The sequence below is a fragment of the Schleiferilactobacillus shenzhenensis LY-73 genome (genome assembly GCF_000469325.1).
In the GTDB taxonomy this organism is placed as follows: domain Bacteria; phylum Bacillota; class Bacilli; order Lactobacillales; family Lactobacillaceae; genus Schleiferilactobacillus; species Schleiferilactobacillus shenzhenensis.
The window spans coordinates 42,534-60,179 of the sequence record NZ_KI271592.1; the positions used below are offsets into that span (position 1 = coordinate 42,534).

Consider the following 17,646-nt stretch of genomic DNA (forward strand, 5'->3'; position numbering starts at 1 on the left):
CGATCATTATCTGTCTATCTATCCAACCAGAGAAAGGAGCACGCCCCATGCTGGGAAAAATGAGTCAGAAGGTTTTTGTTCAGGTGTACGTGATGCTGCTGTTGAATTTGTACTTTTGGGCCTTCACGCTGATTGGCGGCGTCGTGTTGGGCGTCGGCCCCGCATTGCGGGCGATTACCGAGCTGTACCTGGACAGTCAGAGTGATTACCAGAACGTGAAGTTTAGGAAAGGCTGGGCGTATTTCAAGAAGTACTTCAAAATCGCCAACGGCCAGTTCTACCTCTTCGCCGGCATCGAAGCCGTCTTGATTTTCAACCTGGTCCTCTCCACAGAACTGCACGGCCTCTGGGTTCTGATGATCCAGTTCATCCTGATTTTCGCCATCGCGGCGGGGATCGTGCTCGGCGGTAATACGCTCCTTTTGGTCAGCAAGTTCGCGGTGGATACGAAGAACGCCTTGAAGCTGGCGTTCGGTCAATTCCTGTCGAACTTCCCGAAGTTCCTGGTCACCCTTGCCGGCCTGGCCGGCATCCTGGTGGCGTCGTTCCTCTGGAAGGGCCTGATTATCTTTCTCACCGTCAGTGTTATGATAAAATGGTTTAATCATTGCGGTCAGCCGTGGTATGCGCGGGTAGACAAGATGCTCGCCGCCGCCTGACCGATGACACACAGACGGTAACAGGAGAGGACGACTTATATGCATGGCAGTTTTCACCGGTTGGTCCGGATCTACATCGCCATTCTGGCGGCGATCACGGTCCTCGTCACGGTGGGGGCTGCTTTTTTGCAGCTGCGGGCCGTGAATACCACCTTACAGCAGAAACAGAGCTTAGTCTTGAACCGGGTCAGTGACACGGTCAATCGCTACCAGGAGATGGCCAGCGACATGGCCGGCCAGATTACCGCCACCAGCGGCAACGTGACGAATCTGGAGACATTCTTCCGGGAACCGTTGGCGGACTATGCCAACTTTGCCATCGACCAGAGCCGCCAGACGGGGCAGTATTACTTTGTGCCGACGGAGGCCAACACTGCGCTGCTGCGGAATCCCAGCATTTCTGCCCTGCGGATTCAACTGCAGAATGGTGAGAAAGTCTACGCAGCCACGCAGGCCAACAAGGGCGGTCAGGTGCACCGGGGCAAGTACACGATCAGCGGGTTCACGCTGACCGAGGCGCTGAACAACCCGCAGACGCTGGCCAATGTCGGCATGCTGGCGCTGACGTTCAGCCAGACGCCGCTGAAGCGGGACCTGGACCAGATCAATACCAACGGTCACATTCAAGCCGTGGTGGTCAGCGGGACCGACCGACTGCTGTTTCACTTCAGTGATGGCCAGGTCGGGCGGACGGAAGCCCGGGTGGTGACGAAGCAGGCGGCAGCGGGTCAGTTAGCCAGCTTGCTGAAGAGCGGTCAGTATCAGCTGCACCAGCAGAGCTTGGACTCTGGCCTGACGGTCTACACCCTGATGGACCAAGCGGCTCATCGGCAGCAGGAAGTCCGGCTGGTCTTGCCGATCCTGGCCGTCGGCGGTATTTTGCTGCTGCTGCTCATTTTGGCGTTGCTCTTCACGTTCCGTAATTACCAAGCCCAACTGGCGGACATGGTTACCCGGATGCACAAGATCGGCGGCGGCCGCCTGACGATGCAGCTGAATGATCACGGGCCGAATGAGGATTTGAACATCTTGGCGGACGGCGTCAACGATATGCTGGCAGAAATCAACCAGTACGTGTACGAGATCTATCAGCTGAAGATTTCTCAGCAAGAAGCCAACATGAAGGCGCTGCAGTCACAGATCAACCCGCACTTCATGTACAACACGCTGGAGTATATTCGGATGGCCGCCGTGGCGGCGGGTCAGCGGGAGCTGGCCCAGGTGGTATTCAGCTTCGGCAGCTTGCTGCGGAACAATACCGATCAGCAGGCGACGACCACGGTGGGCCAGGAGGTGACCTTCGTCGAGAAATATATTTTCTTATATCAGATTCGGTATCCGGATCAGTTGGCGTATCAGATTCAAATCGACGACGCCGTGCGGGACGTGGTGATTCCCAAGTTCACGATTCAGCCGCTGGTGGAGAATTACTTCGTCCACGGGGTGAACTTCGCGGAGATGAACAACGCCATCGAGATTCGGGCGCACCGGGTGGGGCGGAACGTGGCCATCGCCATCATCAATAACGGCAAGGACTTGAGCGACGAGGAACTGGCCCGGGTCAACCAGAAAGTGGTCCAGCCCATCGTTACCCAGCCGGAGTCGATTGGCCTGCAGAACGTGTACGCCCGGCTCGTGCAGTTTTTCGGTGAAAGCGTATCATTGACGGTACAGCATAACGCGTACCATGGCATCACGACCATGGTGACGTTCGAACTTCCAGAAAGGCAGGGGGACGCAGATGATTCCAGTCGTGCTAGTGGACGATGAATACATGAATTCCATGGGGATGAAGCAGCTGATCGATTGGTCTGCTCTGGGCTTCACGGTGACCAAGACGTTCACGTTGGCGGAGAAAGCCTTGGCCGACGTGATCGCCCATCCGCCTGGGGTGATCATTACGGATATGAACATGCCCAACGTGCCTGGGCCCGAATTCGTCCGGCGGGTGCGGGCGGCCCAGCCGGATACGGTGATCATCGTCTTGTCCGGTTACGGCGACTTTGACTACGTCCGGGCCAGTTTGCAGAGCGGGGCGCTGGATTACCTGCGCAAGCCGGTGGACCCGGATGAACTGACGGCGGCATTAGCCAAAGCAAAGGCGCAGCTGGCCCAAGTGGCGAAACGGCACGCGGTCACGGCTTTGGCCAAGCAGCAGCAGGTCCAGCAGCTGCTGGTGACGCCTCTGGGCTATACCGATGCGGCCATCCAGCGGGCGCTGCACCTGACCGTGCCGGCCGAACGACGGGTTGTCGCTATTTTAAACCTGCAGCGGCCGGAGCTGACGGATTTTCTTAACCATTCGGGCGCCGTCAATGGGTACTTCTGGCAGCAGAAGGATGCCTTTCTCCTCTTAGAAGGGGATTGGCCGAACGTCCGCCACTGGCTCAGCACCTTGCCGGCGGGCGTTGGGCCGGCTCGCCGGCTGGTGGTGATCAGTCCGCTGGCGCCCACCCTGGCGGACTTGCACGATAGCTACATACAGGTACTGCACGCCGCGCAACGGACATATTTCTACCAGTCGGCGGATGGTTTGATGGTCATTCCAGAGTCGCCGGAAGCGCAGGGCAAGCTGCCGATTCCCACCTTGGACCAGGTGATGGCGGAACTGGCACCTCTCGATTTTGACCAGCTCACGGAACAGACCTTGGCCTTGTACGATGTCCTGACCCAACAGCGGGCGGCGGTGGCTTATGCCAAGCAGCTGGGGCTGGTGGTCTTGATGGCGGTCAACGCCCGCAGCCACCACCGTCTGCCCCATTACGACCATTACGTCAGCCGGATCAATGCGGTGACGACGGTGGCGGCGCTGACCGAGACGCTGCAGCAGGCGATTGCAGATGGCCGCGCGGTGCATGACAATCACTTTTCTGCCAGTGTCCAGCGGGTCGTCGAGCTGATTCAGAAGCAGTACCAAGACCCGCTGCAGTTGACGGAGATTGCGGATGACCTGCACCTGAGCCCGATCTATCTGGGCCAGCTGTTCAAGAAGGAGACTGGCGCAACGTTCTCCCAGTACCTGGTGAATTGGCGGATCGAGCGGGCGAAGGCAATTCTGCACCGCAGTGATACCGACATCGGCCAGATTGCGGAGCTGGTGGGCTACCAGAATAACGGGTATTTCTATAAGGTGTTCAAGAAGCAAGTGGGCGTGTCGCCCCGGGTGTACCGGGCGCAGGAGCGGCAGATGCTGGTGTGACATGAGGGTGTCGGGCGAAGTTTTGCCAGTGGGAGAAATCCCTTTCACTGCTGTATGATATGTCTATAGAAGAAAAGTGCCCGGGGAGGCGTCTATGACCAACATCACGCACGACAACGAACCAGCATACCTGCACCAACTTGCCGCCGCCATCGCGGCTTATTACGGCCTTTCTGCCCAAACAATCACACCCACAAACCGCGGCTTCTACGGTGAGACATGGCGCATGCGGACGGCAGCGGGTGATTATTCCCTGAAGCTCGATTACGACCCGCTTCATCAGATGCATCTTCAGAAGAGCCTGGCCGTGGTCGACCGCCTGAACGAACAGGGCCTGACCTTCGTCCAGCAGGTGGTGAAGACGAAGAATGGCAGCTTGTTTGCCCGAATCAACGGCGCGGTGCTGGCGGTATTCGACTGGATTCCTGGTGAGAACGTGGAGAGTGACGCCACCAAGCCTGCCGAGTACGCGCTGCTCAGCCAGGTCTACGCCGCCACCGTGCCGGGATTTGAGATTCCCACGGACAGGTTTACAGCCCGGAATACCTTGAATGGTCGGCTGGTCCTGGACGGCATGCGGTATTTTGCGGACGAAGCGCCCACGGCGAACCCGACCATCACTGCGTTATGGCAGAAGATGCAGACCTATGCGCCCGAGATCTATCACTATGCAGAGCGGGCGGATGCGTTCGCGGCCGCCTGTACGCAGGACCTCAGTCATTTGTATTTCACCCACGGCGATGCCGGCAGCAACCTGCTCCGCGATCCGGCGGGCCGCTATCATTTGCTGGACTGGGACGAGGTGCAGTACGCCGCGCCCGAGCGAGACGCCTGGGTGATGGCGCCTGACGCTTGGGCTCGGGAAGCTTTCGATGGTGCGCTTCGCCAGCATGGGGTTGATTACGCGCTGCGGCCGGAACGCTTGGCCTACTATACGTACGAGATGTTCTTTTGGTATTTCGGCGAGCTGTATCGGCGCGCGCTGGCGACAGAAGATGCCAGCGGTGCGGCGCTGATCGACCTCTTGACCGGGTGGATCGCCAGCCGGCTGGCTTATGCGGAGACGATTGCGGTGCCGTAGCCGGGGAGAAAAGCAGTGTTGCACCTAGATGGTGACAAGGGGTTCAAAAGTTGCTATACTGAAGGCAAGAAAAGAACGCCGCTTTTCCAGGGCGACGTTCCATGTTACTCAGAGCTGCTCGACAGTGGCCCGTGTTTCGAGGTCAGAAATAACCGTCTAGGTTGCCAAGCTAGAGACGGTTATTTTTTTGCGTTCGTGGCAACGATGATCGTTACCACCAGGTCAATCAGTGCGATGACAAATGAGCCGAACGTGATCATGACCAGCAAAGTATCCGAAGTGGATACCAAGGGGCTTTTCCTTTCAGGTCCACCGTGGTCGAACAGTGATGGAATGGGCACATCACCTCCCGCAACAAACAAAAGTAGCCACCGTCTCTACAAACTCTGCGCCAATAGTATACCATCTTAAGGCAATGATTCCTAGATGGTATTTCTGTGCCTGTAATTCCCACTTATGGTGATATTAATTAATATATACCAATTATAAATATTGGCGTCTCTGATCTCCCTTGAATGCCCCAAAATGTCAGACAAACAATCGTCAAGCCTGGCGGTTAATTGCTGCCAATGCCACCACTGCATCCGCCTTTGCAGCAACTGCCGGCCGCAAATGGTGGGTAACCATGACCAAGGTGATGTCCGGCATCGCCAGCAGGCTTTCTTCCACTGCCAGGCTTGCCGTCTTGTCCAGCGCCGAGGTGGCTTCGTCCAGCAGTAAGACCCGGCGGCCGCTGAGCAGTGCCCGGGAGATAGCAATCCGCTGTTTCTGGCCACCGGAAAGGTCCGTGCCGTTATGGGTGAGGACGGTGGCTAAACCGGCTGGTAATTGGGCCACCAGCGGTGCTAAGCCGACTTGGGCCAGCACAGCCTCCAGTTGTTCTGGCGCAACGGGCTGCCCCAACGTCAGGTTCCAAGCCAAATCCGCGTTGAAGATATACGGCGTCTGGGTCACATAAGCAATCTGCGTATGCAGTGCCCGCACATCCAAGTTGTGATAATTCTGGCCATCCCAGGTAACGGTGCCCTGATAGTCGGTCAGTTGACCGGCCAAAATACCCAGCAGAGTCGACTTCCCTGTTCCGGAATCGCCCGTGAGAATAATTTTCTGACGTGCCGGGATCGTTAAATCAACATGCTGCAACACCGGCGCCTCTCGGTCGTCATTGTAACCATAAGAAACGTCCCGCAGCTGCAGTGATGCTGTCAAACGAACTAACTGCTTGCTCCGGCCGGTTCCCTCTGCTTCCGCGGGCGGCCGCACTTCGCCGCCCGCTAACTTTTTGAGGATCGGTGCAACGGAGCGGAACTCCCGCCAGTTGAACGTGATCCCGCTGAGTTCCGCGAAGATCGTACCGCCGAAGTACTGGGCTCCGGTGATGGCCCCGACAGGCGTCAGCCCCCGGAGAATCAGCCACCCGGTCTGGGCCAGCAGCACCAGCTGGCTGATGAAGGCGAGGCCGTTATTACTGGCGTGCATGGCGCCGCTGGCCCGGCCATAGGCGACGTAGTGGTGGTTCACATCGCGGGAGGCGGCCGTGATTTTCTTTCTCATCACCGCCGTCAAATTGGTCATGAACAGCGTATCGAAGCCGTTGAGCATGTCTTCCAGGACGTTGACCAGGCGCTCGTTGGCTTGGGTGCGGGCCAGGGAGGTGCGGTCGAGCCACGGCTTGAAGACGCGGGGAAAGGCGACCATCACCAGGGTGAGTGCGGCAACCGTGGCCAGCAGACTCCAATGGAAGGCGGCCAAGGTGGCACCGCTGAAGATGATCTCGGCCACCTGCTGGATCATCATCAGCAGGTCGTCAATGCCGTAATCGTTGATCGTGGTAATATCGTTGGTCAGCCACGAGGTGTACGTGGCCGTGGTGGTACGGTGGAAGCCGGCGTAATCCTGGGCGCCCAGACGAGCGGCGACGTCGGTCCGAATGAGTGTGTCGATCTCTTGCGTCAGCTTGGCCTGCTGCACGTCTTGGCAATAGATGAGCAGGGCGTAACCGACCAGCGCCGCCAGGTTAATGCCGACCCAGAAGAAGAAGCGGCCTGCCTGACGCTTGACGATGACGGTCAAGGCGGTGGCGCTGGCAATCCCGCTGAGCGTGGACAGCGCCGCGCTGGCGACGATAATCACCACGAGCAGGCTGAAGCGTCCGCGTCGTTGGCGGAAGTAATGCATTAATGTCATGAAGTAACCTCATTTCTCGATTCCGTGTCGTGAAGAAAGGTGAGAAGTGAGGAGCGGATTGCGCGCATAGGCGCGTGGGTCAGAAACCGAGCCAACGAAAAAAGACAGCACCAATCGCTAAGATTCGGGCTGCCTCAAAAAGAATTGAAAGCAAAGACGAACGTTACCGCCAGCGGCGAACCGCAGCGGACGATTGGGTGGTGGTTCCTGTTCGATTGTTTAACATTAGCCACACGCCCTTTCGTTTGCTCTCACTTGTTGGTTTCAGTGTAGCAATGCGGATCAGAAAACACAAGACTGTGGCGCCCCCAATTTGGTTCTTATATACGTCATGCTTTGGATTCGGTAGTATATACGAACCAGCGCGGGTACCAAAGTTGACATCCATCGCTCAATCGCACACAATGAAATGGCTATCATACCGTAACAGAAGAAAAGAGGAAGTCCCATGTTAGCCTTCACCGATCTTGGCCGTTACTATACCCAAGCCCAACTAGCCCGTGTCCGGGAACAGAAGCATCCCACCATTAGCGCTTGGGCTGGTGAGCGCATATTTGTCAGCTTTGTTGTGGGCCCTGTCGCAAAAGACCAGGTGCCGACTATTTCGATTGACCTGCCTGATAATTGGCAGGTTGAGATTGGGGTCATCCGAGAGACGTCTGCTTACATTGGCCGGGGCATGACCTGGGGTGAGATTCCCACCGGGCCGAATGCACCAGCGGCTGATTATGTGCAGCCCCTCGCGTCACTCACTGCAGCACCGGCGTCGTATTTGCATTGTGTGGCGGCGATTGCAGTCCCAGATGAGGATATTGACCCAGGGCCAGTGACCACGACAATTCGTGCCGGACAGAAGACCTTGCCGCTGACGATCAATATCGCAGTGTTGGATTACCTGTACATTTCTCCCCAGCTCTTCAGTCTGGAACTGTGGCAATACCCCTATGCGGTGGCCCGGTATTACGGTGTCACCCCCTTCAGTCCGGAACACGAGGCACTGGTTCGGGAGAATCTGCACCGCTACGTGCAGTGGGGCGGGGACACGATTGCGACGACCATCGTCGAGGATCCTTGGCACCACCAGACGTATGATGCCTACCCCAGTCTGGTCCAGTGGCAGCAGACTGCCAATGGCGGGTTCACCTTCGATTTCTCCCACTTCGACCAGTATGTGGACTGGAATATTGATGAAGGTATCAACCGGAAGATTAAGTGCTTTTCGCTGCTCCCGTGGGACAACATCATTCGCTATAAGGATGCCCAGGGGAAGTGGCAGGAAGAAAGGCCGGCGGTGGGGTCTCCCCGCTGGCGCGAGATTTGGACGGCGTTTTTAACGGCCTTCATTCCCCATTTGACGGACGCCGGCTGGTTTACGCATACGTACATGGCGCTGGACGAGCGGCCCATCGACGAGATGCGCACGGTGATCGATTTTCTTGCCGGATTCCAGAACAAATACGGCGAATCGCTAAAGCTGTCCGGCGCGGTGAATTACCAGACAGCGGCGGCGGATGTGCTGGCCCACTACGATGACCTGTCCATCAACCAAGCCGAATTGGGCGATCCCCAGAAGTTCCAAGCCTTCGCTGCGGCGCGGCGGGCCCAGGGGCAGGAGACGACGTTCTACAATTGTGTGGGCAACTATCCCAGCATGTTTGCTCTGAGTAATCCCATCGAGACGGCGTACCTGATCTGGTACTTTGCGGCACTGGGGGTCGACGGCTTTCTTCGCTGGGCACTGGATGCCTGGCCGGCGGCGCCCTATACGTCAATCAGCCACTGGTACTGGGAGAGCGGCGACCCGTTCCTCATCTATCCCCACCATCCGGGCGAGACCGGCGCCTACCGTACGCCCCGGGGCATGATGCTCGAGCATGCGATGAGTCAGGTTCGCCAGTGGCGCTTCCTGGCCTCGGATGAAGACACTCGGGACCTGCCTGAAGTGCACACGCTCACGGATTATATCCAAATGCTGGCCGACCTGCCCCTGCCAGCCAAGACGACCAACGATTACGGCGCGACCGTCGCGGTGCATCCCGCCGCCGACCGCAAGGAGATGCAAGCCGTGGTGGCGAAGATTGAGAAGCTGCTGGCCGCGGCGACCCAGGCTGTGACGGCAATGATGTGGTGAAGAAAGGAGCGAACGATGAAGAGAATCAGAAAACTAGGCGTGTATCGGACCATACCAGAAAAGGACGACAACCCGATTGGTGACCGCTATGCGACCCGCTATGGTTTGCTCAAGCGTTACAGCGATCGGAACTGGAATCGATATACGCGTGTTTTCGTACCAGGCCATTTTTCTCGACGTCTGCAATATCCGCCGGTCTTCGAGAATAAAGCCGTGCAGGTTTTCCGTGAGCGTTTCCCCCAAGCTGCTCGGGCAGATGCCCAGGCCTTTCGTAATTATCTCCGGGCTTACGTTGGTACTTGGGACTTTTCTCTTATGTACGATTACATCGGAGCGATGGTCCAGGCCAAGACCTATTTCTCTGAGCCGTTGAATCCGGCGGAAAAACAGTACCTCACCGCTATTGCCAAAGACGAATTGCCGGATGGGGTACAAATCGCAGGCACCTTGGCGGATGCCCGGGAGCGGGTCGAGCAGGAACCCAATTCCGTATGGGCTGCTGGACTTCTTGAGGCAGTGCAACAGAACAATGATCCAGAGATTTCAAGCGACGACTACCTAGCACTGGTAGAAGCGCTGAACGCAGAAAAAACAGACGCGCTTTTGGAATTGATGCAGCTAGACGCATTTTATGCCGTGCCGACGAAACTTATTGTGTCCGCGATGGCGAGCACTCCCGATGACATGATTGCAGAACAGGACGTTAAGCGCCGCGAAATGCGGCATTTCATTCGTGGCTATTTAGTTCCGCGGATGTTCGGCCAACAGTTTACGGTCCAGGAATTAGCGTATTGGCAGGAATTTTTGCGGACCAACGTGCGGGGCTGGTGGACGTAATCTTTTCACTCGATATCAATTTAGCGGTATGTCTGCCGGGCTTGATCAATCCGGGACACCCGCTTTTTTTATAGAAGGCAGAGGCCGATGTCGAACGCTACTCACTTACAACACGGATTGCGTGTTGTACTTGTCAATATGCATTGAAATGGCGGGCATAAAGTCGAAGATTTGTTTACAATGCGCCAAAGAACACACATAATGGCAATTATATGGTGGCAAAACACATCATTTTGTACTGAAATATTGCATGGGCGTTTTCCTATTGGGTTACTCATCCGAGATAAGCCGTTTGTTGAGTGTACCGTACTGTGGAATTACCATATGCAAGCTATCTAGTATACATAAAATGTCTTTAAATGCGCGCAAATGCTTGTTAACAGGACAAATACGTGTATAATCTGAGTTATAGATAACCTTAACGAAGGGGCGGTGACATTCATGGCATACGAAGACCAGCACTTATTCACGCACGTCCCCGTCCGGGTTGACCGGCAGCTTTTCGCTGCTCCGGATAGTGACTACAAAGTATACGGCATGAAGGTCACCGACCCCAATTACGATATTCCCTTAGATTCTTTTGGCGGTATTTCAGTCTCGGGCGAGATGGCGAATTTCGAGGATGGTTCCGTACTGGATATGGATCTGGTGTACGACGAGAATGCCAGCCGCAAGTTCAACCGGCCGAGCTTCACGGTACATGCCATTCATTACGGCCTCCCAAAAGACGCCGAAGGCCAATGGCACTTTCTCGCTCAAATCACCCGCAAGAGCAAGTCGATGTATGAAAAGTTATCGGACGCCCTGCCGCCGACCGCGATGGTGCTGGATATGATTGTCGACGAAGAACTGACACCCGGCCAAGTGAAGGGGATCGGCGCAGTCACCCTGACGAAGCTGCACGATCGGATCAAGAAGTCGAAAGACCTGGGCATTCTAATGGGCGAGTATGGCGAGGACCTGACGCCCATCGCTTATCAGCGGATCTACGACCACTTTCTGGATGCCAAGCGGGCCATCCATGCCATCAATAAGAACCCCTACATCATCATTGCCGTCGGCGGCATCGGGTTTCAGACTGCCGATAAGTTTGCCCTGGCCCGGGGCGTGAAGAAAGACGACCCGGACCGAATCAAGTTTGGCATGCACTTTGCCTTCGAGAGCAAAGTTCTCAATAGCGCGCACACCTTTGCTTCGCTGGACTGGTTTACCAAAACCTGCACGGAGATGCTGGACATTGAACCCGAAGTGCTAGCACCCCAGCTTGATCCTGAGACAGCACTGAAAAATGATTTTATTGTTAACGTTGACCAGCCGACTGGGAAAAAGACCATCACCACCAGTCTGATGTTCCTCAAAGAGGCTGATATCTATCGGATCATCGGCATTGCGGAACATACGCCGTGGCCGATTCTGCCCAAATCTCAGCTGGATCAAGCCATCGCCGACTTTCAACGGATCAACCACGTCGTTTTGAACCATGAACAGATTGCCTTTCTTCACTCTGCGAACGTCAATGGGATTACCATCCTGAACGGGTCAGCGGGCACAGGGAAGACCTGGATCGTGAAGGTGTTCGTGGACATCATGCGGCGCAACAAGGTGGATTTCAGTCTGCTGGCACCCACCGGCCGGGCGGCCAAGGTACTCCAGGCGTATACTCAAGCCCCGGCCAAGACGATTCACTCTCGGCTGCGGCTGCTGCCGGGGTTCGAGACAAAGCCGTACCGGCGGTTCTCCAGTAACCGCGGGACGTTCGGCGACCAGGGCTTCGTGGTGGTGGATGAATCGTCCATGGTCACCGAAGATCTGGCCTGGGAACTGGTGCGGGCCGTGGACTATAACGAACAGCACCTAATCTTTGTCGGCGACGCTTTCCAGCTGCCGGCGATTGGGCCGGGCAACTTTCTCAACGACTTAGCCACCGCCAAGCAGGTGACGACGGTGACGCTGACCCACGTGTACCGGCAGGGGGAGAAATCCGGCATCTTGGACTTGGCGACCCGGGTGCGGGAGCTGGCGCCAATGCCGTTCTACCGGACTCAGGAAACCTACGTCAACGGTGCATTGAAAATGTACAATCGGAATGATGCCCAGGGTATCGCCGACACTCTCGTCCAACGGTACCGTGAGTTGTGGGAAGCCCACGACCGCAACACCGACACGATTATGCTCTGTGTCAACCAGAATCGCGGTGCCCTGGGCCAGCGGACACTGAACCGGCGGATCCAGACCTTCGTGACCCCGCCCCAGCCCGGCGAGGCAGAGTATGTTTCGCCCGTTCTAGACCAGGACACCGGCGACAAGGATGTCATCCGACTCAACGACAAGGTGATGATCCTCAAGAACGACGGCAGCGCCGAGCTGGTCGATCCGGAGACCTGGCAGCGGATTCCCGATACCGATCCGGATGATGACATTGACAGCGATGACAGCACCCCCAGCTACGAGACCACTGCGGTAACCAACGGCGACCTGGGCCGGGTGGCCCACATTGATACCAAGCACCGCTACATGGTTGTCCAGGTCGAGGACGAATACGTCTACTTTGCCTTCGCGGGATTACTGCAGAAGCTGGCCCTGGCGTACGCTGTCACTGTCTATAAGGCACAAGGCGGCCAGGCCGACCACGTCCTCCTGGGCTTTGGGGCCGGCGGCTGGATGGTGGATGCTCAATCCTTCTACACGGCACTCACCCGGGCCAAAGAGACAGTGGACTGTTACGCCGATTTTGGCATGCTCCGGGCGAAGCTCAAGGTCGTGCCGCGGGACAAGCGCCACGATCTGCTGGGCAATTTTCTCTCTGGCCGCTTGAACCCGGACACTTATGCCTTGATGACGGCGGACGAGTTGAGAAAGGCGCTGGATCCCAAGGCGAAGCAGGAGGAGCTGCCGGTGCCGCAGAAAGCTGACGAGGATGAAACTGGAGAAGCGGGGGCCAAGCAATCCGCTGAAGGCGACCGGCATGGGGAACAGCCAAGGCCGTCTGACCAGAATAAAAAGGCCCGTCGGAAAAAAGCTGTCTTAGAGGATCCCGATGCCATTCTGAATCGAGCCAAGGCCAAGTGGGCTGCGGAGAACCGTTTTCCCATCCAGCCCGAGTTGGATGCCGTACTTGAACGCGTGGCCAGAGCGAGAAAGGCATTGCGCGAACGCAAGGCAGCGGTTTCTGACAACGTCAGAAAAACGCCCGAAGTAAAACAAGAAGAAAAACAACAAACCAAGAAAAAGCGTCAGCCGACGCAGCCAGCCCCTGATTCGTCACGTTATACTCCTGCACAACAAAAGATTGTCGATGGGCAGGATCCGCTCTTGGCGGAGTTCCGACGGATGTTTGGCCACGATTATAAATAATTGGTATATAAGTATATGGCGAACACAAAGTGGGAGATAAAGCCTATTTAATCCGCTATAGGCACATGTACTGCTAGATGGTATACTAATTGAGTAGAGCTTGTTGAGACGGTGGCTACTTTAGGTTAGTTGCGGGAGGTGATGCGCACGTTACATCACTGTTCGACCACGGTTTTCCGAGAAAGGGTAAGCCAATTGGTGTCCTTCCAGGATACGTTACTAGTGATGATTGGATTCGGCTCATTCGTCGTTTCACTCATTACTCTCATGGTGACGTTGATCGACAAAATGGACAACAAAAAATAGCCGTCCATAGGTTGGGAGCCTAACGGCTATTTTTTGTCGTAGAACCAGGGCTACCGCCTAGCAACTCTGAGTTAAACGGACGCCGCCTTGGAAAGCGACGTTCTTTTTCTGTCTTTAGTATAGCAACTTTGACTGATCCTGTCACTGTTTGCTTGCTGGTTCCAAGGCTGCTGGCAATTACGTTGTCGCCGGCACCTCCGGCCAGCTCTTACTGGCCTCGAATGCCTCCGCCAGCTTATTCGCCTCATTGATCAGCGATGCTGGATAGTGCATCGTCCCCAGCAGGGCAATGGCGTTATGCGATGTCGCCGGCCCCTGTCGCAACAGGTAATCGAACTCGACGCCGTGGTCCTTGGTGACGGTCTCTTGGAAGTGCCAGTTGTCGCAGGAACTGGCCAGCATCTCAGTCAGCTCGTTGTCGTGGGTGGCGATCATCACCAGGCTGGGATATTGGTTGAGCCACTGCACGACGCTGGCCGAAGCGGCGATTCGTTCGACGGTATTGGTCCCCTTGAGGATCTCGTCCACAAAACCGTAGCAAGGCTGGCCGGTGGCGACTAAATCCAACAGCCGTTTGATGGCCTTGATTTCAGCGACGAAGTAACTGTCGCCGGCGGCCAGGTCGTCGCTCACGGCCATGGCAGTGATAACGTGGCCCGGTCCCAGCGCGAAGGATGCAGCGGTACAGGTATTGATGGTCTGGGCCAGGATGCAGTTGATGGCGACGCTTTTGACATAAGTCGATTTCCCAGAGGCGTTAGAACCGGTGATGATCGTGTTGCGCCGCCAATGCAGGGGGTTCGACACAGCATCGGGGAGGAGCGGATGGACCAGTGCTTCGGCTTCGACGGGCCCCTTTCTGAACGTGGGAATCGTGGTATTGCCGGCCGCGATGCGGTAATTGGCGATGGCGATGGCCACTTCCAGGTCGCCCAGGGCAGTCCACAGGCCGAGGGCGGCAGCGTGCTGCGTCTGGAGCCGCTTGAGAACGAAGTTGTAGGCGATGAACGCCAGCATGAAGAGGCCGTTGATGTAATCCATGATGATGGCCATATCGCTGGCATCGGTGGTGCGGAAGGCGAAGCCGAACTGGGAGATGGCCCGCAGCGGCTTCAGATTCTTCTTGATCAGCGCCTGACTGGGGCCGGGCACCTTCGCCAACTTCTGCGCGGCGACGATGGTCCGCACCAAGTAGCTCATCGCCGTCAGCTCGCCTTCCAGCTTGGCCTTGCGGGTTTGGTAGTAGATAATGTTGAACACGGCGCTGACCATGAGCACCAGCCCGCCCCAAGTGAATAAGCTGTTTTGCTGAAGAAAGAAGCCAATCAGCAGGACAATCAGCGAGACGACCGGCAATGTCCCCAGGATGACGTACTTGGCCATTCCGGACAGGCTGCTTTCCGTCGTATGCAGCAGATAGTTTTGACTTTGGTTGTGGTCGGTCCGGCCTAGCTTGGCGAAGTCTTTTTGCACCGCCAGCCGGTCGTCGGGATGGTCAGAAAAGTACGTGATCAGCGGTTCCCGTGCGGCCGCCTCACCGAAGTTATAACTGCGCAGGACTTGGTACAGCCGTTCGGCACCGACGCTGGATTGAGTGGCATTGATCTGCTCGAAGACCGGGAACATATCCAGGTCGCTCCACGTCAGGTCATCCACTTGGCTGTCGAACTTCTGCAATTTCTTCTGGGCCGCGAAGGCTTCCTTCAAGCTGGCCTCGGCGTTGCCTTGATAACTTTCTGGGAACTGGCCCCATTCCCGCTTCAGCCGAGCGGTCAGCCGCTGGTCCGCGACATACAGCCAGCCGACCATGAGGAGGACGACGGCGGCAATGACGGTGATCAGGGTCAAGAACGGTGTAGACATGGTGCGTCACCTGCTTTCTTGGGTTAAGTATAGCGGATGTGGGGGAAGAAAGGCACTGGAACGACGGATATTGTGGCATATGTCTTGAAGATGACACGAGACTGGATTGTTGTTAGACTGAAGACAGAAAAAGAGCACCGCTTTCCCAAGGCGATGCCCTCTGAAACACAGAGCTGCTTGACGGCGGCCCTTAAATCGACGACAACAATAACCGTCTAGGCCTGCAAGCGAGAGACGGTTATTTTTCTGCTGTTCAGGGCAACAACGATTGTTACCACAAGGGCAATGAGTGCGACGACAAATAAGCCGAACGCAATCATGACCAGCAACGTGTCCGCGGGGGACACCATCAATGACTATCCTTTCCATAGATCGTGGTCGAACAGTGATGTCATGAAGCGCATCACCTCCCGCAACTATTCAAAGCAGCCACCGTCTCTACAAACTCTGCTTCACATAGTATGCCATCTGGACGTGGATGTGCCCAGATGGTATTTTTGTACCGGAAAATCCTACTGCATACTAAATGTAGGTATATACCAATAAAAAAGCACGCCCGGCTGGACGTGCTCAACCAATTTCTCACTTAAGCTTGGGCATGCGCTTCTTCACGTGCCGCTGCGCGAATCTTCAACGTCACGATAATCGCCGCGGAAACGGCGACGCCGATAATGATGGCCAAGAAGAAGAGGAGCAGATTGTTCGTTGCCCCGAGGACGCCGACGATAGGACCGCCATGGGGTACGGCATCGGTAATCTTGAAGAACATACCGATGGCGGCGGCAACTGCCGAGCCGGTGATGATACCGGGGAAGACGTGCTTCGGATTAGCCGTCGCCAGGGGGATGGCCCCTTCAGTGATGCCGATGAGGCCCATGAGGATGGCGGGTACGCCGGCCGCAGTCTCTTCAGAGGAGTTGAGATCGCTGCGGATCAGCGTGGCGATACCGGCAGACAGGGGCGGTACCGCGATGGCGCAGGCCACCGCGCCCATGATCTCCGGGTTGCCGGCAGTAATGGAAGCCACACCGAACAGGAAGGCGACCTTGTTGATGGGACCGCCCATGTCGATGGAAACCATGGCACCCAGCAACAAGCCTAGGATAATACTGGTTTGGGGGTTCTTCGACAACACGTTCAGCATGTTGGTCAACGCAGTCATCAGCCAAGAAATCGGACCGCCCAGGAAGAAGACGAACGCCCCGCTGATAATCGCGGTGCCCAACAGTGGAATAACAAAAATCGGCATAATGGCGCGCAGACTCTTCGGAACGGGCCAGGAGTTGAACCACTTGACTAGGTAACCGGCGGCGAACCCGACGATAATCGCGCCAATGAAGCCAGTGCCGGCCTTCGTCCCCAGAATGTCCGGGGAGTTGGCGACCATGGCACTGAGCATCGCCGGTGCCAGGGCAGCCCGACCGGCAATCGCCGTGGCGATGTAACCGGCTAAGATGGGAATCATCAGGGTGAAGCCCAGCGTCCCGACTTGGTTCATGGTGGCCCAAATCGTGTGCGGCGCCACGACCATACCGGCCTTGGTGGCGTGACCGCCCAGAGTGATAGAAAGGGCGATGAACAGGCCGCCGACCACGACGAACGGGATCATGTGAGAAACGCCGTTCATCAATTGTTTGATCAGCGGGCTCTGCTCGTGGGCGTCGCCTTCGACCTTTTCGTCCGCGGCGTCTTCTTTACCGCCGTAGATGTCGGCTTTCTTCGCCTTGTCAATCAGTGCGGCAGAATCCTTGATGGCGGCCGCAGTGGTCGAGAAAAGGACCTTCTTATCAGTGAAGCGGTCCATTCCGTCGATCTCGACGTCGGCCGCGATGATCACGAAGTCGGCGTTTTTCACGTCGTCTGGGGTGAGGTGGTCCTCAACGCCGGAGGCGCCTTGGGTCTCAATCTTTACGGTATAGCCAAGGGATTGGCCGACTTTCTGCAATTTCTCGGCGGCCATATAAGTATGGGCGACGCCGACGGGGCATTTGGTGACCCCAACAAAACTGGGCATGGGTAAACTTCCTTT

At 56.5% G+C, this 17,646-nt stretch carries 13 protein-coding genes; 8 read left to right on the forward strand and 5 right to left on the reverse strand.

Features of this window, described 5'->3' with window-relative positions; genetic code table 11:
* Positions 1–47 precede the first annotated feature (47 nt).
* From L248_RS09150 to L248_RS09165, 4 genes are all read left to right on the forward strand, one after another.
* Complete coding sequence (locus tag L248_RS09150) at positions 48–659, forward strand: YesL family protein (RefSeq protein WP_040535913.1); 612 nt, start codon at positions 48–50, stop codon at positions 657–659.
* Between the two features lie 39 nt (positions 660–698).
* Positions 699–2,429 carry a sensor histidine kinase gene (locus tag L248_RS09155; RefSeq protein ID WP_022529913.1) on the forward strand — a complete coding sequence of 577 codons (1,731 nt, stop codon included), beginning with the start codon at positions 699–701 and terminating at the stop codon, positions 2,427–2,429.
* Positions 2,401–3,858 carry a response regulator gene (locus tag L248_RS09160; protein ID WP_040535915.1) on the forward strand — a complete coding sequence of 486 codons (1,458 nt, stop codon included), beginning with the start codon at positions 2,401–2,403 and terminating at the stop codon, positions 3,856–3,858. Before L248_RS09155 ends, L248_RS09160 begins: the two co-directional genes overlap by 29 nt.
* 94 nt (positions 3,859–3,952) lie before the next feature.
* A complete protein-coding gene (locus L248_RS09165) occupies positions 3,953–4,939 on the forward strand; it encodes a phosphotransferase (protein ID WP_022529915.1) in 987 nt (328 codons plus the stop codon).
* Between the two features lie 179 nt (positions 4,940–5,118).
* Here L248_RS09165 and L248_RS15630 read toward each other — a convergent pair whose 3' ends face one another.
* Complete coding sequence (locus L248_RS15630; RefSeq protein ID WP_081701278.1) at positions 5,119–5,229, reverse strand: putative holin-like toxin; 111 nt, start codon at positions 5,227–5,229, stop codon at positions 5,119–5,121.
* Between the two features lie 253 nt (positions 5,230–5,482).
* Entirely contained in the window at positions 5,483–7,126 is a 1,644-nt protein-coding gene (locus L248_RS09170) for an ABC transporter ATP-binding protein (RefSeq protein WP_040535918.1), read from the reverse strand.
* A 448-nt stretch (positions 7,127–7,574) separates the two neighbouring features.
* On the opposite strand from L248_RS09170, the gene L248_RS09175 reads away from it, so the two are divergent.
* The 4 genes from L248_RS09175 (at position 7,575) to L248_RS16540 (ending at position 13,754) form a co-directional block, all read left to right on the forward strand.
* Positions 7,575–9,257 (forward strand): DUF4091 domain-containing protein, encoded by a 1,683-nt coding sequence (locus L248_RS09175; protein WP_022529918.1) that lies wholly within the window; start codon positions 7,575–7,577, stop codon positions 9,255–9,257.
* A 15-nt stretch (positions 9,258–9,272) separates the two neighbouring features.
* Positions 9,273–10,094 (forward strand): hypothetical protein, encoded by an 822-nt coding sequence (locus L248_RS09180; protein ID WP_040535924.1) that lies wholly within the window; start codon positions 9,273–9,275, stop codon positions 10,092–10,094.
* A 441-nt stretch (positions 10,095–10,535) separates the two neighbouring features.
* Positions 10,536–13,448, forward strand: coding sequence for an AAA family ATPase (locus L248_RS09185; RefSeq protein ID WP_040535926.1), 2,913 nt, complete (start codon positions 10,536–10,538; stop codon positions 13,446–13,448).
* Between the two features lie 141 nt (positions 13,449–13,589).
* The gene (locus L248_RS16540; RefSeq protein ID WP_081701279.1) at positions 13,590–13,754 is read left to right on the forward strand and encodes a putative holin-like toxin; all 165 of its coding nucleotides are present in this window, start codon (positions 13,590–13,592) and stop codon (positions 13,752–13,754) included.
* Positions 13,755–13,931: 177 nt separating this feature from the next.
* Here the strand turns inward: L248_RS16540 and L248_RS09190 are convergent, their stop codons facing one another.
* The 3 genes from L248_RS09190 to L248_RS09200 form a co-directional block, all read right to left on the reverse strand.
* Positions 13,932–15,617: a MutS-related protein gene (locus L248_RS09190; protein WP_022529922.1), complete on the reverse strand. Its 1,686-nt coding sequence runs from the start codon at positions 15,615–15,617 to the stop codon at positions 13,932–13,934.
* Between the two features lie 215 nt (positions 15,618–15,832).
* Positions 15,833–15,967, reverse strand: coding sequence for a putative holin-like toxin (locus L248_RS16545; protein ID WP_022529923.1), 135 nt, complete (start codon positions 15,965–15,967; stop codon positions 15,833–15,835).
* 236 nt (positions 15,968–16,203) lie between these two features.
* Entirely contained in the window at positions 16,204–17,631 is a 1,428-nt protein-coding gene (locus tag L248_RS09200; RefSeq protein WP_040535931.1) for a PTS fructose transporter subunit IIC, read from the reverse strand.
* Positions 17,632–17,646 lie beyond the last annotated feature (15 nt).

Bases quoted from the DNA above. Each gene is read 5' to 3' on its own strand.
- L248_RS09150 (WP_040535913.1), top strand. From the start codon at position 48: ATGCTGGGAAAAATGAGTCAGAAGGTTTTTGTTCAGGTGTACGTGATG.
- L248_RS09155 (WP_022529913.1), top strand. From the start codon at position 699: ATGCATGGCAGTTTTCACCGGTTGGTCCGGATCTACATCGCCATTCTG.
- L248_RS09160 (WP_040535915.1), top strand. From the start codon at position 2,401: ATGATTCCAGTCGTGCTAGTGGACGATGAATACATGAATTCCATGGGG.
- L248_RS09165 (WP_022529915.1), top strand. From the start codon at position 3,953: ATGACCAACATCACGCACGACAACGAACCAGCATACCTGCACCAACTT.
- L248_RS09170 (WP_040535918.1), bottom strand. From the start codon at position 7,126: ATGACATTAATGCATTACTTCCGCCAACGACGCGGACGCTTCAGCCTG.
- L248_RS09175 (WP_022529918.1), top strand. From the start codon at position 7,575: ATGTTAGCCTTCACCGATCTTGGCCGTTACTATACCCAAGCCCAACTA.
- L248_RS09180 (WP_040535924.1), top strand. From the start codon at position 9,273: ATGAAGAGAATCAGAAAACTAGGCGTGTATCGGACCATACCAGAAAAG.
- L248_RS09185 (WP_040535926.1), top strand. From the start codon at position 10,536: ATGGCATACGAAGACCAGCACTTATTCACGCACGTCCCCGTCCGGGTT.
- L248_RS16540 (WP_081701279.1), top strand. From the start codon at position 13,590: ATGCGCACGTTACATCACTGTTCGACCACGGTTTTCCGAGAAAGGGTA.
- L248_RS09190 (WP_022529922.1), bottom strand. From the start codon at position 15,617: ATGTCTACACCGTTCTTGACCCTGATCACCGTCATTGCCGCCGTCGTC.
- L248_RS16545 (WP_022529923.1), bottom strand. From the start codon at position 15,967: ATGGTGTCCCCCGCGGACACGTTGCTGGTCATGATTGCGTTCGGCTTA.
- L248_RS09200 (WP_040535931.1), bottom strand. From the start codon at position 17,631: ATGCCCAGTTTTGTTGGGGTCACCAAATGCCCCGTCGGCGTCGCCCAT.